The organism is Cyanobium sp. Candia 9D4, assembly GCF_024346155.1.
In the GTDB taxonomy this organism is placed as follows: Bacteria; Cyanobacteriota; Cyanobacteriia; order PCC-6307; family Cyanobiaceae; genus Cyanobium; species Cyanobium minutissimum.
In genome coordinates this window covers 55838-78740 of the sequence record NZ_JAGQCK010000005.1, presented here as the reverse complement: position 1 = coordinate 78740, position 22903 = coordinate 55838, and the positions used below count along the sequence as shown (strand labels likewise).

Here is a 22903-nt window from a genome sequence, read left to right as displayed (position 1 = left end):
GCGGGGGTGGCGTGGCCGTCCAGCATGGCGCAGGCCGCTAGCGGCTCCACCACTTCTCCAGCTCCAGGTAGGTGACGAAGAGCAGGCTGACGCCCCCGCAGGCCGCCAGCTCGCTGGCCGTCAGCGGGGTGACGCCGAAGAAGTGGGCCAGCGGCGCCACGTAGAGGAGCATCAGCTGCAGGGCGGCGCTGGCCAGCACCGCCCCCAGCAGCCAGGGGTTTGCCGCCGGCGCGGTGCGCCACAGGGCCCGATCGCTGCCGGCGGACAGGGCATGGCCCAGCTGGGCCAGACAGAGGGTGGTGAAGGCCATCGTCTGCCAGGGCCGTCCCAGCTGGGCGGCCACCACCATCAGCGCCACCACCAGGGCACCGAAGACCAGCCCGATGCGCAGGATGGCGCCGCCAAGACCCCGGGCGAAGATCGATTCACTGGGCTCGATCGGCGGCTGGCGCATCAGATCCTCCGCCGGCGGACCCAGGGCGAGGGCCAGCGCCGGCAGTCCGTCGGTCACCAGGTTGATCCAGAGGATCTGCAGGGGGGTGAGGGCCAGCCCCAGCAGCGGGGCGGAGCTGATGGTGATCAGTTCGCCCAGGTTGCAGCCGAGGATGAAGCGCACGAAGCGGCGGATGTTGGCGTACACCTGCCGGCCCTCCTCCACGGCATTGACGATCGAGGCGAAGTTGTCGTCGAGCAGCACCACGTCGGCCGCTTCCCGGCTCACGTCCGAGCCGCTGATGCCCATGGCCACACCGACGTGGGCCTGGCGCAGGGCCGGGGCATCGTTGACCCCGTCCCCGGTCATGGCCACCACCGCACCCGTGGCCTGGAGCGCCCGCACGATGCGGAGCTTCTGCTCCGGCACCACCCGGGCGAAGAGGCTGGTCCGGCCCACCAGCGCTTCCACCGCTGCCGCTTCGAGGCCCTCCAGCTCCGGCCCCTGAACGATCGGGCTTCCCGGCTCCGCCAGGCCGATGGCCTCGCTGATCGAGCGCGCCGTGAGGGGATGGTCGCCGGTGACCATCACCGGCCGGATGCCGGCCCGCCGGCAGCGGGCCACGGCAGCGGGCACCTCCGGCCGGGGTGGATCGCGCTGGGCCATCAGGCCGAGCAGCACCAGGCCCTCCAGCCCGGCCTCCGGGCCCCGAGACCGGGGGCCGGCGGCGAAGGCCAGCAGCCGCAGTCCCGAGGCCGCCAGTCCGCGGGCCTGGGCCAGCCACCAGTCCCGCTGGGCCTGATCGAGGGGCCGCATCCCCGCGCCGTCCAGCCAGCGGTCGCAGCGGTGCAGGATCGCCTCGGGAGCTCCCTTGGCGAGCAGGACCAGCGAGTCCTCGCCAAGGCTCCGGTCCACGGTTGGGAGGCCCGCCGATGGGTGGCCCAGAGGCGCCGTCAGCCGCCCGTCGGCATCCCTCAGCCACACCGCCATCATCCGCTGCTCCGAGCGGAAGGGAATCTCGTGGACACGCCCGTGCTGGGCCCGCAGGCTGGCGGCCTCCAGCCCCGCCCGGGCGGCGATCTCCAGCAATGCCACTTCGGTGGGATCGCCCATTCCCCCCCGTTGCCGGGGCTCGGCGTCGTTGCAGAGCACGCCGGCCTGCAGCAGCAGGTCGAGGCTGCCGGGGCTGATCCCGGCCACGGCCTCTGGCGGCGGTGCCAGCGCGACGGCCCGCCAGCCATGGTGGCCACCGCCGGCCTCCAGTTCGCCCTCGCCCTCGTATTCGTCCCCCTCACCGGGGTGCAGGGCCAGGGTGCCGCAGCGGAGCTCGGTCACCACCTGCCGGTTCTGGGTGAGGGTGCCGGTCTTGTCGGTGCAGATGACGGTGATGGCGCCCAGCGCCTCCACCGCCGGCAGGTGGCGGATCAGGGCGGCGCGACGCACCATCCGCTGGGTGCCGATGGCCAGGCTCACCGTGATCACCGCCGGCAGCCCTTCCGGCACGATCGCCACGGCGGTGGAGAGGGCCAGCTCCAGCAGCTCCAGGGGGGCGCCGCCGAGCAGCCAGCCCCCCAGCACCACCCCCGCCACAAGCCCCAGGGCCCAGGCCACCAGCCGGCGGGAGAGGTCCGCCAGCCGTTGCTGCAGGGGCGTCGGCTCCGGGCGGGCGGTGTGGATCAGCGTGGCGATGCCTCCGAGCGCGGTGGCCATGCCCGTGGCGGTCACCACCGCCAGCCCCCGGCCCCGGCCCACCGCGGTGCCGAGGAAGAGGCAGTTGCAGCGCTCCACCAGCGGCGTGTCCGCTGCCAGGGGCGGCTCGGGGTGCTTGCTGACCAGGTCGGCTTCGCCCGTGAGGGCCGACTCCTGCAGCCCCAGGTCGCTGCCCTCCAGCAGCCGCGCGTCCGCGGGCACCTGATCACCGCTCTCGAGGCGGATCAGGTCGCCCGGCACCAGCTGGTCACCCGGGAGACGCTGCCAGCTCCCGTCGCGGCGGACGCGCGCCAGGGGCTGGGCCAGGTCCAGCAGGCTGCGCAGGGCCAGCAGCGCCCGGCTCTCCTGCAGGTAGCCGAGCAGCGCGGTGAGCCCCACGATCAGCAGGATCGCGATCGCATCCTTGGGGACGGCGTGATCCACCACGGCCAGAGCGGCCGACACCGCCGCCACCGCCAGCAGCAGGAGCAGCATCACGTTGCTGAACTGGTCCAGCAGGATCCGCCAGCGCCCGGGACCCGGCGGCAGATGGAGCCGGTTGGGGCCCGTGGTGGCCAGGCGTTCGGCCGCGGCGGCTCCGCCCAGACCCTCCCTCTCGACACCGAGCCGGCGCAGGCATTCCGACCCGGACAGGGCCTGCCAGTCCGTGGCCTCGGGAGGGATCATGGCCAGCCACCCGGTGGCCCCTGAACCCTAGGAGCGCTGCCGCCCATGCCCCTCGACCCTCCGGCTGGCCCTGCTCAGCGCAGGCTTTCGCAGGCCTCCCCGTCGCCGTCCGAATCCAGGTAGCCGTGGCCCTGGCGCAGCAGCTCCTGGGCCCTGGCATGGGAGCCGATCTGGCTGCAGAAGTGGCGGCGCCCGTCGGGGGTGGTGTCATCGGGGATCCGGGCGGAGCGGCGGCCGCGCCGGAAGTCCCAGGGCCGGGTGATCCCACCCGGAATCCGCCAGACGCCGAGCCCCCCGCGGCGGGCCCGTTCCTCGGCCTCCAGGTAGGCCGACCCGTCGCAGCCGGCCAGGTAGCGCCGGTAGGCGAAGGCCAGCCCCTCCTCCACCAGGGCCAGGTTGATGTTGGTGTCACGGATCACCTCAGCCACCGTGCGCCCGAAGCGGTCGGTGCTGTGGGGCTGGATCGTCACCGGCCGCCCAACGGCCAGGCGCATCAGGAGGGCCTGGCGCGCCTGCTGTCCCCAGGGGCTCTGGGCCGTCTCCGGGGCATCGATGCAGGCCAGCCGGACCGTGATCCGCTGCTGGCCACGGCGCACCCGCAGGGTGTCGCCATCGCCGATCGAGAGCACGGTGGCCTGGAAGGCCGGCGCCGCTGCCGCCGGCCCGGCCGGCAGCAGGGCCAGCAGGAACAGCAGCGACGGCAACCGGTGGCCGGGCATGGCGTCGGGGGGACGGCGGGCGGGCCCTCAGCCTTGCATCGCCCGGGAGCGCACCTCCTCGAAGCTGCAGCGTCGCCGCAGGGCCCCGTTCTCGAAGACGGTCTGCAGGCAGCTGGCCGGATGGGGCTCCGGACGCTCGAGCACCACCGTCCGGTATCCCCGTTCGTCCCGGATCAGGTCGAGCACGCCGGCCTTGCTGGTCTTGGCGGGATCGGTGACCGGGCTCTTGTGCACCGGCCGGATCCGGCCGGCCCGCTCCACCCACGACACCTTGTAGGCGAAGCGCTGGCTGTCCCGGTTCACCAGCTGCAGCAGGCCACCCCCCATGCCGAAGGCCACGTTCTCGACGCTGAAGCCCGCCGCCAGGATCGCCTCGATCACCAGCGGCAGGCTGGTGGCGGTGATGCCGTCCCCCTGGATCACCCGCACGTGCTCCAGCACCCGGTAGCCCTTGCCGTTGAGCCGGCTGCCGAAACGGGCCTCCAGGCGCCGCAGCAGCTCGGGGACGATCGCCACCGGGTCGCCCGAATCGGGCCGGATCACCACGGTGGCGCCCGAGGCGATCACCTGCTCCCGCAGCTGCTCGCCCCAGAGATGGTCGACGGCGTTCCAGAGGTCGTAGGCGTCGGAGACCACCGCCAGCACGGCACCGGGCCGGGCGAAGCGGTCGAGCATGGTCCGGTAGGCCTCCAGCTCGTGCTCCTGCCCCCAGGCCAGGATCGTGGAGTGCTCGGCGGCCGGAATCGAGAAGCCGGCCATCGGGCCGTCGTAGTGGCGCCGGCCCGCCACCAGGGCGGCGACGGTGTCGGTGCCGCGGAAGGCCACCAGGTGGGCCAGGCCGCCGATGGCGGCACTTTCCCGGCTCGAGACGCCGCGGGAGCCGAAGTCGTGCAGGCGGAAGGGGAGTTCGGCCACCGGGTCATCGGCGGAGCGCTCCAGGGCTGAGCGCAGCAGCTCGCGGAAGTGCCAGCTGCGGGTGGCCACGGTGGTGGGGTACCAGAGGCGCAGCAGCAGTGTCTCCACCCAGGTGACCAGCCAGGCCAGGGCCGGATCGGTGGACTCCACTGTCATCAGCACGTTACCGGTGGGCACCCGGCTGCCCTCGGGGACGGCCCGGATGCGCAGGGGCAGCCGGCCGCCGTGGACGCTGAGCAGGCGCTGCCAGCCCTGGTGGTTGAAGGGCAGGCCGTGGGCGCTCCAGAGGTCGGCGGCCTCCTCCACATCGCCCCGGGTGACCGGCCGCTCCAGGGTGTCCTGCAGCAGCATCTGCAGGCCGAAGAACAGGGTGTCGGGGTTTTCGCCGCCGCGGCTTTCCAGGTAGGCCCCCATGGCGGTGAGATCGGGGGGGTACTGGAGCCAGTGGCTGCCCTTGTAGCTGTCGGTGTCGAGCAGAACATTGAAGTCCATGGTGTGCGCTCCGCACGGGGTGGATGGCTGGCCCCGGCCCGGTCTCCCCGGGCCGCAGGCGTCGATGGGGCGGCTGTCGGCAACGGCTGTCGGCGACGGCGGCGGCGCCGCTCAGAGTCGGGAGATGAAGTGCTGGATGATCTGGACGTGGTCCTCGAAGAAGCTGTCTTCGTGGACGTAGATGTCGGCCAGGGGCATCCAGAAGGCCTTTTCGGCGTCGTCGCCGCCGCGGACAGCGGGCAGGGCCCCGCCCTTGAGCTGGATCAGGAAGGCGTGGGTGATCACCCGGCCACGCAGGGAGCGGCCCGGAGCATCGAAGACGTGGCGATCGGCGATCGATCCCTCGATCACCGGCCGGGGCACCTTCAGACCCGTCTCCTCGCGGAGCTCCCGCAGCATTCCCTCGAGCACCGGCTCCTGCTGGTTGAGGTAGCCCCCCGGCAGGGCGATCAGCCCCTGGCCGGGTCGCACCCGGCGGCGCACCACCAGCACATGGCCCGACTGGACGACCACCGCGTCGGTGGTGACGAAGGTGGGCGGATAGGGCGCCACCGACCACAGCTGGCGGTAGCCGGCGATGTAGTCGGCCTCCTGGCGCAGCCAGCGGTAGCGCCCCGTGGCCCGGTAGTCCGTGAGGAAGGCCCGCACCGCCTCCGGGACATGGGCGGCCCACCCCGGTGCATCGGCATCGGAGAAGTAGGCCTGGCGAATGGCCGTGGCGTGGACATCACTCTTCAGCGGCACATCCTGGAAGTCCCACTGGGGAAACAGATCGAGGTAGTAACTGCTGCGATCCTTGCGGTGACCGATGAGCAGCACCCGCTCGTCCTCGGCCGTGACGGCGAGCACCTTCTGCTGCACCTCCGCCAGCCAGAGATTGTCGGAGTAGAGGTGGTCACGGATCGGGATCACCTCCAGCCGCCGCTGCCACGCGGCCGGAAGGGCGGCCCGGATCATGGCCTCCCGTTCGCCACTACTCCAGGGGTTGCGGATGTCCGGAGCGCAGCGGTGGCTGCCCAGCAGCAGGATCAAGCGATCGGCCCTCTGCAGAGCCGCCTCGACCAACCCGAAATGCCCCTCGTGGAAGGGCTGGAACCGTCCGATCAGGACGGCGGCGTCGTGATGCATGGTGAACCTCAGAATCCCTGAGATGGCGTCCGCCTCACCGGCGGACCCCTCCGATCTAGCACGCCGATGGAGACGGTCAACGCTGAGGCTCCACGCTGAGGGTGAACCATCAGGCGTCACGATCCGCGGAGGCGAGCGCAGGCCGGTGCCGATGGCCGCTGCCCGGTGGGTGATGTGACGTTGCCTGCAGCGGAGGGCCACCAGGGCTGGCCTCCCATAGCCTGAGGACGGCGGTGCGGTCCGAGGAAGCATGGGTCCCTCTCCTTCCGATGAGACCTCCTCTCTGATCAGGAATCTCAGCATCTTCACGGCATCGGTGGTGTCCCTCTCCGGGGCTTTCCAGGCCTGGAGCTCGATGCAGATCACCCATTCTCTCGAGGAGGCCAGGCGAACCCAGGCCTTCTCCAGACAGATCCTCGATCAGATGGACAATCTCACGGGCGAGAATGAAACCAAGGGCAAGGTTGCCCTGATTGGCCTCTACATCATTGCGGCCAATGATAAAGACAAGATGAACATTGCCAACATCGCCCTCCAGAGTGGAAAGAACAGTCTCCGGGATGCTGCGGCCTTCCTGCTGCGGCAGGAATGCAAGGAACTTCCGGAGCAGTCAACCTGCAAGAACGCCCTCGAGATGCTGGCGCGCACGGAAGATGTGATCGTGCAGCGCCAGATCCGCAAGGAAGACAAGCTGATCGGCGATTCCCCGGGGTCGCGCCAGCAGGAGGCGGTGGTGAATGTTCAGGTGCAACCTTCGCCCGTGGCCCAGGCCCTCGAGGAGATCACGACAGCCAAGATCGCCGCTTCCGACCTGCAGGGATGGATCTACATCGGCAAGGCGGATCCCTCCGGCGCCCTGCTCGACGACCGCACCATCAACGTCGCCAGGAAACCCTCGCCCAATGCCGATGTCACCACCATCACATCGGTGTATCTGCGCTCCCAGGGCACGATCCGCTCAGGTTCGTCCCTCGGCATCATCCCCAGGGGGCAGGTCCTGCAGATCCACGCCCTCAGCTCCAGGCCGATGGCGGCCGGCACCGAAGCCGTCTGGGCCAAGGTGAAGACCCAGAGGGGGTCTCTCCAGAGCGTCCCCTGAGGGAGCCGCGCCTCTGCTGCATCCGCCGCCGGCGGCGATGGCTAACACAGGGAAAGCAGGTGGCATGGGGAGGGCCCGTGGCCCCGGTGCCCACGCACGATCCGTTCTGCCGTCCCTCTCGCCATGGTGACCCGCGCTCCCCTCTGGACCAGCCGACACCAGGCGGGCCTGGCCCTGGCCGAGGCCTTCGCCGATCGCCGGGGCCACCGCGGCGACACCACCCTGGTGGCCCTGCCCAGGGGCGGAGTGCCGCTGGCGGCCGCGATGGCGTCGCGGCTGGAGCTGCCCCTGGTGACCTGGTCGGTGCGCAAGGTCGCCGATCCCCGCTGGCCGGAGCTGGCCGTCGGGGCTGTCGCCGCTGGCGGGGTGGTGGTCTGGCGCCACGGGGCGGGGGGCCGGCAGCGGGCCACTACGGCAACGGAGCACGGCTGGCTGCGGGATCAGGAGCTGGAACTGCAACGGCGCCAGCGCCTGTTCGGGGACCCACCCGGCGCTCAGCTGCGCGGCCGACACCTGATCGTGGTGGACGACGGCATCGCCACCGGCATGACGGTGAAGGCGGCGCTGCTGTCCTTGCGGCGGGTGAGCCCGGCCTCCCTGGCCCTGGCGGTGCCGGTGGTGGATCGGGAGGTCGCCGGCGAACTGGGCCGCCTGGTGGACCGCATCGAGGCCCTGGCCGTCGTCGAGGACCTGCAGGCCGTGGGGTTGTGGTACAAGCACTTCGAGCAGCTCAGCGACCGTGAGGTGCTCGCCCTCCTGCAGGGCTGCCAGCGCGGCATACCATCAACTGCACCTGCGCCACCGGTGAGCGGCCCATGACCCTGGGGGAATCCGACGGCGCCCTGGTCTCCATCGCCGAGGCGTTCGATCTTCCCGGCCCGATCCGCAGCCTCGAACCTCTGGGCAGTGGCAACGTCAACGAAAGCTTCGTCGTCGTCTGTGACGGCCCGCCCGTGCGGCGCTTCGTCCTGCAGCGGCTGAACCGCAGGGTGTTTCCCCGCCCCGATCTGGTGATGGCCAACATCCTCGCCCTCGGGGACCACGTCGAGCGCCGCCTGGCTGAGGGGGACTCCCCCCTGGGGGAGCGCCGCTGGGAGGTCCCCCGGGTGGTGCGTTGCCGCGCCGACCAGCGGCCCTGGGTGGAGCGGGAGGACGGCTTCTGGCGTCTGATCACCTTCGTCGAATCTTCCAGGAGCTTCGATCTGGTGACCAGTCCCGACCAGGCCCGGGAGGTGGGCGTCGGTCTGGGTCTGTTCCACCACCTGGTCAGTGATCTGCCGCCGGAGCGCCTGGCCGACACCCTTGAGGGATTCCACATCACCCCCCGGTACCTGGAGCAGTACGACGCCGTGCTGGCCGGCGCGCCGGCCGCAGCCGGGGGCGACGTCAGCCATTGCCGGGCCTTCGTGGAGGAGCGCCGGGGCTTCGCGTCGGTGCTGGAGGGGGCCAGGGCCAGCGGCCAGCTGCGGCTCCGCCCCATCCACGGGGATCCCAAGGTCAGCAACGTGATGCTGGAGGACGGCTCCGGCCGGGCCGTGGCCCTGGTGGATCTCGACACGGTGAAGCCCGGGTTGATCCATTACGACATCGGCGACTGCCTGCGCTCCTGCTGCAATCCTCTCGGTGAGGAGACGGCGGATCTGGAGGCCGTCCGCTTCGATGTGGATCTCTGCCGCGCGGTGCTGGGCGGCTACCTCTCCGCCGCCTCAGGCTTTCTCACCGAGGCCGACTACGACCGTCTCTATGCCGCGATCCGCCTGATCAGCTTCGAGCTCGGCCTGCGCTTCTTCACCGATCACCTGGCGGGAAACGTCTACTTCCGGACGGAGCGGCCCGACCACAATCTGCAACGGGCCCTGGTGCAGTTCCGGCTGACGGCCAGCATCGAGGCCCAGGAACGATCGATCCTCGCCGTGATCGACGAGCTCCGGGCCGGCGGCGCCGGCGCCCCCTGATGCCGGCTCCCCTCCGCCACGGCTTCGACCTCCGTCCCTTCGGCGGCGAGTGCCCCGCTCCGGACCTGCGGCTGGAGGGGGAGGTCAGCCGGGAGGGTGCCCAGCTGAAGCTCCGCTATCGGCTGGGGGGCGCGATCGAGACGGTGCAGGTGCCGCCACCGGTGGCCTCGCCCGAGCGACGGGACAATCTCTGGACGGCGACCTGCTTCGAGTGCTTCTGGGGCATCGCGGGAGAGCGGCCCTACTGGGAACTGAATCTCTCCCCGGCCGGCCACTGGAACCTGTACCGGCTGGAGGACTACCGGCAGGGGCTGCGGCCGGAGCCTGGCTACGACCGGCCCCTGCACCGGGTCAGCCAGCGGGACGGTGTCCTGTCGATGGAGCTGGACCTGCCGCTGCCGGCCGCCATCCCCGCCGGTGCCCCCCTGCAGGTGGCGATCGCCGGGGTGATCGAGGATCTCCGCAGCCAGCTGAGTTACTGGGCCCTGGCCCATCCGGGGGCTGCGCCCGATTTCCACCGCCGGGACGCCTTCCTGCTGGGTCTCTGAGGGCGTGCCGCTGGCTTCACGCGCCGCGTCCTTTGGTCTCAGGTGCCGGCGTCGCTGGCTTCGGCGTGGTAGCTGCTGCGCACCAGGGGGCCGCTGCGCACCTGGGCGAAGCCCATGGCGCGGGCGATGGCGCCCAGCTCCTCGAACTCCTCCGGCCGCCAGTAGCGGGCCACGGGGATGTGGGCGAGGGAGGGGCGCAGGTACTGTCCCAGGGTGAGCCGCTGGCAGCCGACGGCCCGCAGGTGCTCCAGGGTGCTCACCACCTCGGCGGCGGTCTCACCGAGGCCCAGCATCAGGCCGGACTTGGTCGGAATCCCCGGCGCCAGCTCCCGGGCCATGGCCAGCAGGTCGAGGGAGCGGCGGTAGGTGGCGCCGCGGCGCACCTCCCCCTGCAGGCGCTCCACCGTCTCGAGGTTGTGGTTGAAGCAGACCGGTGCAGCGGCCAGCACTGCGCTCAGCCGTTGGCGCTGGGCCCGGCGGCCCGCTTCGGGGTCGGGGTGTCCGCCCCAGAAATCGGGCGTCAGCACCTCGATCAGCACCTGGGGATCCCGGCGGCGGATCGCCGCGATGGTGGTGGTGAAGAGGCTCGCCCCGTGGTCGGGCAGGTCGTCGCGGGCCACGGCGGTGAGCACCACGTAACGCAGACCGAGCACCTGCACCGCCTCCGCCACCCGCTCCGCCTCGGCCCCGTCCAAGGGCACCGGGGCCCGGCCCTTGTCCACCTGGCAGAAGGCGCAGCTGCGGGTGCAGATCGGCCCCCCCAGCAGGAAGGTGGCCGTCCCGGCGGCGTAGCACTCACCCCGGTTGGGACAGCGGCCCTCCTCGCAGATGGTGTGCAGCCGCTGCGCCTTGACCACCCCCTGCACCCGTTCGGTGGCCGAGGCCTGCCCCAGGGGACGCCGGATCCACTCCGGCAGCCGCTCGGCGGGGGGGATGGCGCTGTAGCGGCTGGTGGCGGTCATGGGGTCGCTCTCAGGCGTCGGGGTCAGGCGTGGGATTCATTCCATGCGCCGGCGTCCTTCGAACGCCCGGGCCAGGGTGACTTCGTCGGCATATTCCAGCTCCCCCCCCACCGGCAGGCCGTAGGCGATGCGGGTGACGCTGGTGAACGGTTTGAGCAGGCGGGCCAGGTAGAGGCTGGTGGTGTCCCCCTCCACGCTGGGGGTGAGGGCCAGGATCACCTCGATCACCCCCTCCCGGTCGACCCGCTCCACCAGGGGCTGGATCTGCAGCAGCTCCGGACCCACCCCATCCATCGGCGAGATCAGTCCGCCCAGCACGTGGTACTGGCCGTGGAATTCGCGGCTGCGCTCCATCGCCAGCAGGTCGCGGGAGTCGGCCACCACACAGATCTGCCCGTTGCGGCGCTCCTCGTTGCGGCAGATCTCGCAGAGCTCCTCGGCCGAGAGGTGGAAGCAGCGACGACACTGCCCCACCTGGCTGCGGGCTGCGAGCAGGGCATCGGCGAAGCTGCGGATCTGCTCCTCGGGCTGGCGCAGCAGGTGCAGGGCCAGTCGCTGGGCCGTGCGGGGCCCGATGCCGGGGAGTCGTTCGAACTGGTCGATCAGCCGGGCCAGGGGTCGGGTGAAACCGCTCAGCGAACCGGCCGCAGGTGGAAGGGAATCTAGGCGGCCCACTCGCGGCGGGCGACGGCGCCGGGTGAGGATGGCCCCGGCTCCCGCCAGCTCCCCTGCCCCGCCCCGCGCCATGGGTTTCCACGCCACCCACCAGCCCGTTGCCACCGCTGCCGCGGCCCCTGCGGCCACCGTCCCCTGGCGCGCCCGGGGCGGCTCCCTGCTGGCGGCCCTGCTGCTGACCCTGATGCTGGTGGGCTGCAGCGCCGCCGCCGCGGGCCTGAACTCCTTCCAGAGCCCGGATGGCCGCTATGCCTTCCTGTACCCCACCGGCTGGACCCGGGTGCAGGTCAGCAATGGTCCCCAGGTGGTCTTCCACGACCTGATCAACAGCGACGAGACCCTCAGCCTGGTGGTGTCCGAGGTCACCCCCGACCGGGATCTCAGCCAGCTCGGCAGCGCCGTCGAGGTGGGCGAGACCCTGCGGCGCAGCGTCATCTCCCCGGAAGGCAGCGGCCGGGATGCCGAACTGGTGGAGGCCCACGAGCGGGAGCAGGGGGGGCGGACTTACTACGACCTGGAGTACACGGTCCATCTGGCCGACCGGGACCGCCACGAGCTCGCCACGGTGGTGGTCGACCGCGGCCGCCTTTACACCTTCGCCGCCAGCACCAACGAGGCCCGCTGGAACAAGGTGAAGGACCTGTTCGCCGTGGTGATCGGCTCCTTCACCCTGCAGATCTGAAGGTGTCCGCCCCCGGCTCGCTGACCGTCATCGGCGGCGGGCTGGCCGGCAGCCTGCTGGCCCTGGAGCTGGCGGAGCGGGGTCTGGCGGTGACCCTGGTGGATGCGGGGGAGGCGACGGCCACGGCCCTCAGCTACGGGGGGGTGGCCTGGTGGGCCGGGGCTCCGGGGCCCCTGGGCCGGCTGCTGCACCAGGCCCCCGCCCGCTGGCGACGGCTGCAGGCGCGCCATGGGCGGCTCGGCTGGCGGGGCTGCGGCCTGCGCCTCCATGGCGGCGGCTGGACCACCCCGCTGTTGCGCCCCCCCTTCGCCCAGGTGGACACCGCGGCGCTGATGGCCGCCCTGCCCGGGGCGCTGGCGGCGGCCGCTGTCGAGCATCGGCGGGGGAGGGTGGTGGCGCCGCCGCGGCCGGTGGCCGCCGGCTGGCAACTGCAGCTGGAGCCCGGCGGCAGCCTCGTGACGGATCAGGTGGTGCTGGCGGCCGGGGCCGGTTGCCGCGCCCTGGCCCCGGCTCTGCCGCAGCGCCATCGCGCCAGCTGGGCCGGGGTGCTGGCGCTGCCGGCAAGCCCTTCCCTGCCGCCCGCCTCGTCCAGCCCCTGGCAGCGCCATGCGGCTTCGCGTCGCATCGTGCAGCCGCGCCACTGGCAACGGCCGTCCCTGGAGGCCCGGGCTCCGGAGCTGGCGGAGGAGCGCTGGATCGTCGATGCCGGCTTCGCCCCCCGGGGAAAGGGGCTGCTGCTGGGGCAGATCAGCCTGGTGCGGCCGGGCGTGGATCCCGGTGAGCCGCCTGCGGTGGCCGTGATGGAACGCCGCCTGCGGGCCGGCCTGGCCGGGCTCGATCCGGTGCTGGCCGCCCTGCCGGGCCCCTACCACCAGGTGCCGGTGGCCTTCTGCAGCGGTGGCCTTCCCCTGGTGGGGCCCCTGGGCGACACGGCGGGCCTCTGGGTGTTCAGCGGATTCGGCGGCGCCTTCGCCCAGGTGCCGGTGCTCGCCCCCCTGCTGGCCGATGTGATCGCCGGGCTGGCCGATCCGGGGGATCTGGCCGGATTCGGCGTCCTGCCGGGCTGACAGGCGGCCTTCCATCCAGCATGCTGGCGGCGATGGCCACGTCCGCTCCCCCGACCGGTGCAGCCCTTCCGCCCGGAGCAGCCCAGTCTCGCCGGCCGGTGGCGACCCTGCGCCGTCGTTGGAGTGGCCTCAGCGATCGCGGCCAGGTGGGGGCCTGCCTGGTGGCGATGGGCGGGGCCCTCGGGCTCTGGGTGCTGTTCTGGCCGGTTCCCACGGAGGTGATGGGGCAGGGGGTGCTGATCTACCCCGACACCGCCGGTCTGCTGGATGCCCGCGCCGGCGGCCAGGTGCGACGGCTGCGGGTGGCCGTCGGGCAGCAGGTGCGCAAGGGGCAGGTGCTGATGGAGCTGTACCTGCCGGTGCTCGACCGCCAGCTGCAGCAGCAGCGCGGCAACCTCGCCCAGCTGGAGCGCGACAACCGCGAGCTCGACCGGCGCGATGCCCTGCGGCTCTCCAGCGAGCGGCTCAGCCTCGACACCGCCTTGGCCAAGCTGGCCCAGGACCGGCGCCGCTATGAGGAGCTGGCGGCCACCTATGCGGAGAAGGTGCGCAACCTGCGCTGGCTGAGCCAGCGGGAGGTGGTGGCGCCCCTGGCCTCCGAGGTGGTGGCGGCCGAGCAGGGCCTGACCAGCACCAGCGTCAGTCTTGATGCGGTCAGGATCCAGGAGAAGGATCTGCTCACCCGCTATGAGCAGGTCCGGCTGGACATCCAGACCCAGGCCCTGCGGCGTCGCTACCAGATCGACGACATGCGCCGTCAGATCCGGGTCACCGAGGCCCGCCTGGCCTTCGACGGCCAGGTGCTGGCCGACCGGGACGGCACCGTGCTGGACCTGCAGGTGATTCAGGGCCAGACGGTGGCCACCGGCCAGCGCCTCGGCACCCTGGGCCGGGCCGGCGCCGGCGGTGCCGGGGGGCCGCGGCTGCAGGCGGTGGCCTACTTCGCCCCGGCCGATGCCCGCCGCCTGCCGGCCGGCCTGCCGGTGGAGGTGGTGCCCCTCTGGGACCAGCGGGGTCGGTTCGGCGGCATCGTCGGCAAGGTGGTTCAGGTGCTGGCCCTGCCGGCCACGGAGGAGGACATCTCCACCACCATCGGCAACCCCCAGCTGGCCCGGGACCTGCTCAAGCACGGACCGGTGATGCGGACGGAGATCGCCCTGGAGCGGGACCCCACCAGCCGGGACGGCTACCGCTGGACCCTCTCCGGCGGCAGCGGGGTGTTTCCTGTGCGGGAGGGCCTGACGATCGCCGCCCATGCCTACGTGGAGTGGCGCACCCCGATCACCTACGTGATTCCGGGCCTGCGTTCCCTGACGGGCGGTTACCGCAGCCTCCGGATCGATCGGCTCTGGGACCGTCCTTCCCTGCGCCAGAGTGGAGCCCCGCCATGAGTGAGCAGCGCCATGGCTGACCGCCGGTGGTGGCAGATCCGCAATCCCCTGCTGCGCCAGGAGCTCCCCTGGCTGGTCAGTGAGGTGGTGCTCCTGGTAGTCCTGTGCAATGCCAACCCACCGGAACTGTGGTTCTGGCTGGTGGTGCTCCTGGTGATCCTGGGCTACAGGATCGAGCGCTGGTATTCTTCCCGTCCCGAATGATCGCTTCGTCGCAGGACTCCGGCTGGTAAGTGTTGAACTTCTGCCCATGGAGGACACCGTGCATCAACGTTTTGTTCCCTCGCCGGATCGTCGTTTCCTGAGACGCTGATAATTCAGCCCATGGATGCAGGCTCCAGGGTGCGGCAGAGAACAGTGAGGATTCCGTACCGTCCGCGATGGGTTCTGATCGGTATGGTCGTCCTGGCCATGCTGGCGGCGCTGTTCGGTTGCTTCAGGCCAGCGTCGTTGCCCCTGCGGATCGGCGCCAACCTCTGGACCGGTTATGAAACTCTCTACCTGGCCAGAGACCTGGGTGAGCTGAAAGACAAGCCCATCCGACTGATTGATTTTCCTTCCGGGACCGAGGAAGTCAGGGCCTACCGAAACGATGAAATCGATGGAGCAGGCCTGTCGATCGATCAGGTGATCACCCTGGCCGCCACCCAGGGGGACATCCGGATCATCGCCATCATGGACTTCTCCAACGGAGGGGACGTGATCCTTGCCAGACCTGGCCTGAGGACGATGGGAGAGCTGAAGGGCAAGCGCATCGGCGTGGAGGCCACCGCCCTGGGGGCCTTTTTTCTCGGCCGAGCCCTGGAGCTCAACGACATGACCCCCCAGGACGTCACGGTGGTGTCGTTGGAACTGGGGGATCACGAGGCTGCCTACAGGGCTGGAAGGGTCGATGCGGTGGTGACCTTTGGCCCGGCGCGCACCAACCTGCTCAAGGCGGGCGCCATCCCCTTGTTTGACAGCAGCGGGATCCCGGGAGAGATTGTGGACACCCTGGCCGCCAGCAGCGAGGCGATCGCCAACAACGCCGAGAATCTGCAGACCCTCGTGGAGGCGAGATTCAAGGCCCTGGGTTATTTCCAAAGCAATCCGGCCGATGCCGCCCGGCGCATGGCCAGGCGCACCCGGGTGAAGCCGGAGGAACTCTTGGAGGCTTTCCGTCTGCTGGAGCAGCCGTCACTGGAAACGAATGTGGCGTTGCTGACTCAGCGGGATCCATCGCTGGTGGTCACCATGACCAACCTGATCAGGGTCATGCATGACAACGGGCTGATCACGAAAACGATAGACCCTGCCAGTCTTCTGGATGCTCAGTTTGTCGAGCGTGCGCTGGCTCGTCGTTAGGCGGTGGATCGCAGCATGACCAGATTCCCTCCGCCCCTTCGCTTCACGATCCCGGCCCTGATTGTCGTGAGTGGTTTTTCGATTGGTGCCATTCAGTTTGCTCTGGAAGTTCAAGATGCCAATCGCAGATCCGAGCAAAGCGCCACCATCTATCTGAAGTCCTCGGTCTCCCAGGCCGCGCGAATGGTGGACTATCTCTATCGAACTGATCAGCAGAGTGATCAAGTCGTTGCATTGATCAGCCAGCTGGGAACCAATGCGGGCTATCGGAATGTGATTCTTTTCAACGACAGGAACATCGTTCTCCGTGCCAGTGACTACAGCCTTGAGGGCCAACCCATCGGAGCGACGGAAGCGGCGCCGTTGGCCTCCCTCTTTTCCCAGGCTCGCCGTTCGCTTCGGGGAACGGTCCGACTCTCGACGGACCGCCTTCATCTGTCAGCCGTTTATCCCATCCTGCTCAAGCCCCTGCCTGGCGAACTGAAGCCATCTCGTGTCGGTATTTTTTATGTTGACTACAGCCTGGCCGAGGCGAAGCGCACCGCGTTCCGTGAAGCGCTCCGGCGGACTCTGGCGTTCAATGCTCTTCTGGTTCTTCTCGGTATCTGCGTCTGGCTGTTCTTTCAGTATGCGCTGACCAGTCGGATCAGAAAACTCATCGCCGCCAGCCACGCCCTGGGTGAAGGCGATCTGGCGGTAAGGAGTGGACTGGATGGCTCCGATGAGCTGGCTGGAATCTCCGTGGCGTTTGATCAGATGGCGGAGAAAATGGAGCAGAATGCTGTCAATCTAAAGCGCCAGATACAACGTGAACTGATCCTGCGGGAGATCACGGAGCGGATTCTCACGTTTCTTGAGCTCAAGCGCATCTTTCAGGTGGCGGTCAACGAAATGCTTCCCTATCTTGCGGTTGACCGGGTGGCCATCTATCAGTTCGATCAGGCTTGCCAGTGTCATCGTGGTGCCTTTATCGCGGAGGCGGTTCAGCCAGATACGGAGTCGTTGTTGGCCGTTTCGATCGACGATACCTGTTTCGACGATGCGCTGGTCTCTCGCTACCTCAAGGGCGGACATCAGGTCATTGATAATGTGGCGACAGCCGCCTTGGAGCCCTGCTATCGGGAGCTTCTTCTTGGCCTGAAGATTCAGGCCAATCTGGTGGTTCCACTGATCTGCGGTTCCCGTCTATGGGGGCTGTTGTGTATGCATCACTCCAAACGGCCTCGTCGCTGGAGTGAGGAGGATCTTCAAGTTGTCAATCATGTCGCGAGCCAACTCAGCATCGCCATCCAGCAGGCTGACCTGTTCGCCAAACTGGAGGACGAGCTGCAAGAGAAGAAGCTGGCTGAAGAACGCCTGATCACCGTGAACGATGAGTTGGCCTCGATCAATGACCAGCTGGCTCGCTCGACGCGCCTGAAAGATGAGTTCCTGGCCAACATGAGCCATGAACTGCGAACCCCACTGAATGGCATTCTCGGGATGGCGGAATCCTTGCAGGAGAATATCTATGGCGAGATGTCCCCGATCCAGCGCAAGGCCTTGGAGGAGATTGATCGCAGTGGACACCATCTGCTGGAGTTGATCAACGATATCCTTGACATCACCAAGATCGAAGCCGGCAAGCTTGAAGTCCATCCCCATCCCGTCTCGATCCCTGTTCTCTGCCACGCCTGCATCGCCACCATCGAGCGAATGGCGGAGGCCAAGTCGATTCACCTGTCCTCACAGATCGACCCTGCCCTGCCTGTTGTTCTGCTTGATGGGCGGCTGCTGCGTCAGGTTCTCATCAACCTGCTCAGTAATGCTGTCAAGTTCACTCCCGCTGGAGGATCGGTTCGTCTGGAGGTCGGGCTGAGCTGTCCCCCGGAGGCGGCGGCTGGTCAGGCCACGCTCAGGCTCTGTGTGATCGATTCAGGCATCGGCATCGATCGGGAGGATCAGGACAAGATCTTCCAGCCCTTCGTGCAGATCGACAGTGGCTTGAACCGCCAGTTCACGGGCTCCGGCCTTGGCCTCTCGATCGTGAAACGCATCCTCCTGGCCCATGGCGGGGACATCAGCCTGCAATCGGCCCATGGACAGGGAACCCGCTTCAGCGTCCGGCTTCCTGTCACACTCCCCCCAGAGGCATCCACGGAGGAATCAGCGCCGGATACGGCGCCGATGGCCTCGGACGGAGCCGAGGACGGCGTTCCAGCGGAGCGGTCGTTGATCCTGCTGGCGGAGGACAGTCGGGTCAACCGACTGATCTACGCACGCTATCTCCACGCCAAGGGATACCGGGTGCAGGAGGTGGTCAATGGCCAGGAGGCGATCGACTTCCTGCACGACCGTGTTCCCAGCCTGTTGATTCTGGACATGTCGATGCCGGTGGTGGACGGTTTTTCCGTCCTGCGCATGATCCGCTCCAGCGACAGGCCAGAGCTGGCGGTGATGCCCATCATCGTGCTGACGGCGTTGGCGATGAAAGGCGACCGGGAGAAGTGCCTGGCTGCCGGTGCCAGCGAGTACCTGGCCAAGCCGGTGAAACTCCAGGAGCTTGACCAGACCATCCGCAGGATCCTGGAGACCGCTGGCGAGAGAGGATCGCCTCTGGCCCCTTGATTTCGGATTCATGGATCGCCGTGGACTCCGTTCCTGCGGCGGCAGGGAGTTCAGCTGCTGTGCTTCTGCAACACGCTGCTGGCGCCTGCCCGGGCGCGGTCGGCCTCTGATGCGGCGGGCCCAGGGGTCTGGCCATCCTCCTGTTGGAGGGATCGCAGCTGCTTGATCTCCTTCATCAGGGCCTCCCCATCGGCCAGGAGCTCGACAATGGTTTCATGCCGTTCCGGTTGATAGGCGGTGATGCCATAGGAGAACGAGATGGCATCGTCCTTGTTCGACAGTCCGTTGTCCTGCTCGAGGGCTTTCTCGATGCGATGGACCACGGTGTCGGACTGCTCCCGGGTGGCGTTGATCAGCAGGACCACGAAGGCATCCCCACCGAGTCGGGCCACCACATCGGAGTCTCGGCAGACATCCGTGATCCGATCCGCCAGGGTGATCAGGACCTCATCACCAGCCTGGCGCCCGTGGAGGTGGTTGATTCGTTGGAAATCGTTCAGATCGAGATAGAGGAGCGAAACCGGTATCGCCTGGCGCGTGCAGAGCTGAAGGCTCTGCTGGGCAAGGGCAAGAAATCCGCGCCTGTTCTCCAGGCCGGTGAGCTTGTCCCTGGTGGCCAGCAGGGTGGAGACCACCTCCTGCTCCACAACGCTCGCCAGATCCTTCAGGATCTCGATCTGCTCCCCATCAAGGGTTCGGGGTGCCTGATCGACGATGCACAGGGTGCCGATCTTTCGATGGTCCACCGTCAAGGGACAAGCCGCATAAAAGCGAACATGGGGCTCTCCCAGAACCAGAGGATTATCATGGAATCGTTCATCCTCCAAGGCGTCGGGAACGATGAATACCTCTGAGCCAAGAATCGCATGACCACAGAACGACACGCTTCTGGAGGCTTCCGAACCACCTAGACCTGAGGTGGATTTCGACCACTGCCGATGTTCATCGACAAGGCTGACCATTGCGATCGGAACCTTGAAGATCCTCTGGGCCAGTCTGGTGAGCCGATCGAAACGGGCGTCCTGTCCTGTGTCGAGGAGACCCAGGGATCGAAGCTTGGCCAGCCGAAGCGGTTCGTCGTCAGGGGTCTCAGGCGGTTTCAATGGATCCCTCTTCGATACATGGCCGGCCGACGGGGAAACACATCAGGTTGCAAGGGCTGTTGGTCGGTCAGTTGGTGAAACAGTTCGTAGACCTGCGACCCCGATTTCCACTTTAGCGTTTTCTTGCTTGCCCGTCCCAGGTCTCTTTCCCGGCCGTCACTTCCGGGGCAGTCCCTGTCGCGAAAGGGACAGGGGTGGACTCTTCATGCTGCTTTCATCCCTTCTGTCTCCTTGACTCCGTGAATCTCAAGCCAGCGTTCCAGTTGCACCTCGTTCCACGTCTCTGTCCATACCCAGCGGCCGATCGGTGCCGCCAGAGCGGCCACCCACAGCAGCCAGGGCAGCAGCGCCATGGTTCCCGCGATCTGCATCACGAACAGCGCGCAGAACAGGGGCGTGCGGCAGGCCCCGCTGAACAGGGCCGTCGCCCCGGTCCACACCAGCAGCTGCCGTTCCAGGGGCGGCAGGTCGGCGATCAGGGGTCCGGCCAGCAGCGCCCCCAGTGACATGGCGTCGTGCATCACACCTCCGGGGGCGCCGATGGCGATGCTGAGCACTGAGGCCAGCAGCCGCCAGGGAAGGATCTCCAGCCCAGGACGATCCTCGCCGTAGGCCATGCGCAGGATCAGCAGCTGGCCGTCGTTGAGGCTCCAGCCACCGCTGGCGACGGCCGCCAGGCTGATCACCAGGGCGGCCAGCAGGGCCCCCGCCAGGGGCCTGGCCAGGGCCGATCCCCCCGCCCTGGCCGGTCGCGCAAGCCAGCGGCCCCAGCAAGCGGCCATCCAGGCCGTACCGGCGGCGAACACGCCCCCCAGCCAGCCGGCGGCCAGGGTCAGCAGCAGGGCGGGACCCAGCAGGTGGACGCCGCCTCCCACCAGCAGGGATGCACCGGCCTGGTGGGCGGGGGCCGCGTCCGGGGTGCTGCCCCAGAGGCCGGTGGCCACCCCAAGCATCACGCCCGCCCCCGTGATCAGCAGCGTGCCGTTGATGAGGGCCGCCGAGCGCCGCCGGCAGAGCTCCTCGATGGCATAGGTGACCCCCAGCAGGACGGAGTTGAAGGCGATGCCCAGACCCGCCCCGGCGCCGGTCGCCAGCAGCACCGGCAGGGGCAGACGCTTGAGGGGGGCCACCCACTGCCGCAGGGCCAGCAGCAGGCTCGCCCCCAGGGAGGCGGAGGGGGACTCCAGCCCCACCGTCAGGCCGGCGCCATGGGTGAGCAGCAGCAGCGGCAGCCGGGCCAGCTGGCGCCTGAGATCCAGGGAGGCGAGCGCTGCCGTGCGTGAAGGACCCTGGCGCACCCGCTCCAGCTGCAGGGCCAGCACCCCGGTGAGTCCGCCGCCCCGGCCGCCCTTGAGGGGGCCGTTCGCCATCAGGGTCAGCAGCGTCGTGCCGGCGAACACCAGCAGCAGGCTGCCGCCGGGGATCCCCCCTCCCCCGCCCAGGGGCCAGGCCTGCTGGAGGCGGAAGCCGAGGGCCGAGAGCCACTGGTAGGGCTGCAGCAGCAACAGCAGCGGCAGCGCCGCCAGCAGCAGGGCGACCACTTGCCCCAGGCGCAGACTGCCGTCACGCCGGGCATCGGCGGCATCGATCGCTTCGGGGGGCATCGTCATGGGCTCCATTGCAGGCGCGCCGGAACCGTGGCCTCCGGGTCCGTCGGCATGGGCAGCAGTTCGCGCAGCAGCTGGGCGTAGGTGACGTTGACGTTCACGGTGGCCTCCAGGCGCTGGACCAGGCTGGCGATCAGCCGTTCCTGGGTGTTGGAGAGATCCAGCTCGCTGCTCAGGCCCGCCTGGTAGCGCAGGCGGGCATCCCGGAAGGCCTCCAGGCTCGCCGTCACGCCCCGCCTGGCGGCCACCAGGCGCGCCAGGCTGGCCTCGTGGCCCAGGAAGGCCTGCTCGATCCGCAGCCGGATGTCGTTGCGCTGGGCGGCGTACTGCTGGGCCACCGCGGCACCGCGGCGCTCCAGGGCCCGGGCCTGGCCCCGCGTGGTCCCCGCATCGAAGAGCAGCCAGCTCACCGCCAGGCCCACCGACCAGTCGGTGCCGTAGGTGTTGAGGGAGGTGGCCACTGTGGTTCCGCAGCAGCCGCCGTCGGCGATGCGCACGTTCCAGTTGTTGGCGTTGGTGGCCCCGGCACCGGCGCTGGCGAACAGCGACAGCTTCGGCAGCAGTTCGGCAGCGACCGCATCCTTCTGGCGCAGCAGCGCCTCGCGGGTGGCCAGGAGGGCTTCCAGTTCCGGGTTGTCCCGGAAGGAGGCCAGCAGGCTGGCCTCCAGGTCGAGGGGCCAGCGCGGCTGCAGGCGGATCGGGTCGCTGGCGGTGGGGGTCAGCTGGGGCGGCAGGTTGAGCAGAGCCGCCAGCCGCCGGCGGGCGACCGCCCGTTCCGCCAGGGCCGCGATCAGCTGCTCCTGGCCGTCCGCTTCGATCGCCTGCCGCCGCAGCACGTCGAGCCGGGGCACCAGCCCGGCCTGCTTGAGGTCCAGGCTGTCCTGCAGGATCAGCAGGTCGTTGCGCACGACGGCCTCGCGGATGCGCACCAGCTGGTCGGCCCGCTGCAGCTGGTAGTAGCTCTCGCTCAGGGACAGCTGCAGCCGCCGCAGGGCATCGGCGTAGTCCAGACGGCTGCCGCGCAGTCGCGCCAGGGCGGCCCGCGCCTTCGGCGTGCGGGCGAAATCCAGCAGCGCGTAGCGCAGCTCGAGGCCGCCGCTCACCCCGTTGGTGTTGGTGTTGAGGGAGCCCCTGCCGCCGGGGGGGATGAAGAAGGGGTTGCTGGGGGCGAACAGGGTCCCGGTGCCGGTGGGGGAGAAGAAGCTGGTGCTGGCCTGGTTGGTACCGCCGTTGGCATAGGCGGAGATCCGGGGCCAGTAGGTGCCCATCTGGCTCTGCAGCTCGGCCAGGGCCACCGCCACCGCGTCGCGGCGGGCCTGGAGGCTGGGACTGTTGGCGAAACCGATCGCCAGCGACTGCTCCAGGCTCAGGGCCTGAAGCTGGCCCGGGTGGAGGTCGCCCGCCTCCGGCAGTGCCAGGGGCGGCAGGGGAACGGGCCCCTGGGGTGGCCCGTCAGCCGCGCTGGCTTCCGCAGGCTCCAGCGGCGCCTCCGGCAGCGGCGCCCTGTCCGGCCCGGCCGCGGGGAGGGGGGCCGCTTCGGCGGGCAGCAGCTCATCGAGGGCACGGATCTGGCGATCCAGTTCGTTCCAGCGGCGCTCGAGGCGCCGGACATCGCCGGCACCGGTCGCCGGCAGGGGCTGGGCCGCGATGGGGCCCGGTCCGAGGCCGAGACCCAGTGCCATCCCTGGCGCCATGCCGGCGAGGATCCACCTGGCCAGGGGCCGCCCCGTTCCGCTGCCCCCCATGGCCTCCCGTTTCCCCCGTCCGGCGCCCAGTTTGCTCGACATCGGCCTCCCCGGC

Annotated in this window: 19 protein-coding genes; 10 read left to right on the top strand and 9 right to left on the bottom strand. The window is 69.4% G+C overall.

The features are described from left to right. Positions 1 to 37 precede the first annotated feature (37 nt). The 4 genes from KBZ08_RS11595 to KBZ08_RS11580 form a co-directional block, all read right to left on the bottom strand. Positions 38 to 2809, bottom strand: a complete 2772-nt coding sequence (locus KBZ08_RS11595) for a cation-transporting P-type ATPase (RefSeq protein WP_254973102.1) — start codon at positions 2807 to 2809, stop codon at positions 38 to 40. A gap of 74 nt (positions 2810 to 2883) precedes the next feature. Further along, positions 2884 to 3528 (bottom strand): thermonuclease family protein, encoded by a 645-nt coding sequence (locus tag KBZ08_RS11590; RefSeq protein WP_254973101.1) that lies wholly within the window; start codon positions 3526 to 3528, stop codon positions 2884 to 2886. Positions 3529 to 3555: 27 nt separating this feature from the next. Continuing rightward, positions 3556 to 4935, bottom strand: a complete 1380-nt coding sequence (locus tag KBZ08_RS11585; protein ID WP_254973100.1) for a nicotinate phosphoribosyltransferase — start codon at positions 4933 to 4935, stop codon at positions 3556 to 3558. Positions 4936 to 5046: 111 nt separating this feature from the next. Beyond that, positions 5047 to 6063, bottom strand: coding sequence for a bifunctional nicotinamide-nucleotide adenylyltransferase/Nudix hydroxylase (locus tag KBZ08_RS11580; protein ID WP_254973098.1), 1017 nt, complete (start codon positions 6061 to 6063; stop codon positions 5047 to 5049). A gap of 250 nt (positions 6064 to 6313) precedes the next feature. On the opposite strand from KBZ08_RS11580, the gene KBZ08_RS11575 reads away from it, so the two are divergent. The 4 genes from KBZ08_RS11575 (at position 6314) to KBZ08_RS11560 (ending at position 9665) form a co-directional block, all read left to right on the top strand. Continuing rightward, positions 6314 to 7162, top strand: a complete 849-nt coding sequence (locus KBZ08_RS11575) for a hypothetical protein (RefSeq protein WP_254973097.1) — start codon at positions 6314 to 6316, stop codon at positions 7160 to 7162. 123 nt (positions 7163 to 7285) lie between these two features. Next, positions 7286 to 7981, top strand: a complete 696-nt coding sequence (locus KBZ08_RS11570) for a phosphoribosyltransferase (RefSeq protein WP_254973095.1) — start codon at positions 7286 to 7288, stop codon at positions 7979 to 7981. After that, positions 7978 to 9117, top strand: a complete 1140-nt coding sequence (locus tag KBZ08_RS11565) for a phosphotransferase enzyme family protein (protein ID WP_254973093.1) — start codon at positions 7978 to 7980, stop codon at positions 9115 to 9117. Before KBZ08_RS11570 ends, KBZ08_RS11565 begins: the two co-directional genes overlap by 4 nt. After that, on the top strand, positions 9117 to 9665 hold the full coding sequence (locus KBZ08_RS11560; protein ID WP_254973092.1) for a DOMON-like domain-containing protein: 549 nt from the start codon (positions 9117 to 9119) through the stop codon (positions 9663 to 9665). Before KBZ08_RS11565 ends, KBZ08_RS11560 begins: the two co-directional genes overlap by 1 nt. Positions 9666 to 9703: 38 nt before the next feature. On the opposite strand, the gene lipA is transcribed toward KBZ08_RS11560, so the two are convergent. Beyond that, a complete protein-coding gene (gene lipA / locus KBZ08_RS11555) occupies positions 9704 to 10627 on the bottom strand; it encodes a lipoyl synthase (protein ID WP_254973089.1) in 924 nt (307 codons plus the stop codon). Between the two features lie 36 nt (positions 10628 to 10663). Then, complete coding sequence (recR, locus tag KBZ08_RS11550) at positions 10664 to 11233, bottom strand: recombination mediator RecR (protein WP_396103646.1); 570 nt, start codon at positions 11231 to 11233, stop codon at positions 10664 to 10666. 139 nt (positions 11234 to 11372) lie between these two features. Here recR and psbP point away from each other — a divergent pair, with 139 nt between their 5' ends. The 6 genes from psbP to KBZ08_RS11520 all read left to right on the top strand — a co-directional run bounded on the left by psbP (position 11373) and on the right by KBZ08_RS11520 (position 18393). Next, positions 11373 to 11984, top strand: a complete 612-nt coding sequence (gene psbP / locus KBZ08_RS11545; protein WP_219904432.1) for a photosystem II reaction center PsbP — start codon at positions 11373 to 11375, stop codon at positions 11982 to 11984. Positions 11985 to 11986: 2 nt separating this feature from the next. Further along, positions 11987 to 13051 (top strand): FAD-dependent oxidoreductase, encoded by a 1065-nt coding sequence (locus KBZ08_RS11540; RefSeq protein WP_254973086.1) that lies wholly within the window; start codon positions 11987 to 11989, stop codon positions 13049 to 13051. A gap of 98 nt (positions 13052 to 13149) precedes the next feature. Further along, complete coding sequence (locus KBZ08_RS11535; RefSeq protein WP_254973085.1) at positions 13150 to 14442, top strand: NHLP bacteriocin system secretion protein; 1293 nt, start codon at positions 13150 to 13152, stop codon at positions 14440 to 14442. A 12-nt stretch (positions 14443 to 14454) separates the two neighbouring features. Further along, the gene (locus KBZ08_RS11530) at positions 14455 to 14646 is read left to right on the top strand and encodes a hypothetical protein (RefSeq protein ID WP_015108561.1); all 192 of its coding nucleotides are present in this window, start codon (positions 14455 to 14457) and stop codon (positions 14644 to 14646) included. A 192-nt stretch (positions 14647 to 14838) separates the two neighbouring features. Next, positions 14839 to 15786: an ABC transporter substrate-binding protein gene (locus KBZ08_RS11525; protein WP_254973082.1), complete on the top strand. Its 948-nt coding sequence runs from the start codon at positions 14839 to 14841 to the stop codon at positions 15784 to 15786. Positions 15787 to 15801: 15 nt separating this feature from the next. Beyond that, on the top strand, positions 15802 to 18393 hold the full coding sequence (locus KBZ08_RS11520; RefSeq protein ID WP_254973080.1) for an ATP-binding protein: 2592 nt from the start codon (positions 15802 to 15804) through the stop codon (positions 18391 to 18393). A gap of 50 nt (positions 18394 to 18443) precedes the next feature. Here the strand turns inward: KBZ08_RS11520 and KBZ08_RS11515 are convergent, their stop codons facing one another. The 3 genes from KBZ08_RS11515 to KBZ08_RS11505 all read right to left on the bottom strand — a co-directional run bounded on the left by KBZ08_RS11515 (position 18444) and on the right by KBZ08_RS11505 (position 22890). Continuing rightward, positions 18444 to 19496, bottom strand: coding sequence for a diguanylate cyclase (locus tag KBZ08_RS11515; protein WP_254973078.1), 1053 nt, complete (start codon positions 19494 to 19496; stop codon positions 18444 to 18446). 203 nt (positions 19497 to 19699) lie between these two features. Beyond that, on the bottom strand, positions 19700 to 21106 hold the full coding sequence (locus tag KBZ08_RS11510; RefSeq protein ID WP_254973076.1) for a chloride channel protein: 1407 nt from the start codon (positions 21104 to 21106) through the stop codon (positions 19700 to 19702). Then, on the bottom strand, positions 21103 to 22890 hold the full coding sequence (locus KBZ08_RS11505; RefSeq protein WP_254973074.1) for a TolC family protein: 1788 nt from the start codon (positions 22888 to 22890) through the stop codon (positions 21103 to 21105). Before KBZ08_RS11505 ends, KBZ08_RS11510 begins: the two co-directional genes overlap by 4 nt. Positions 22891 to 22903: the final 13 nt, after the last annotated feature.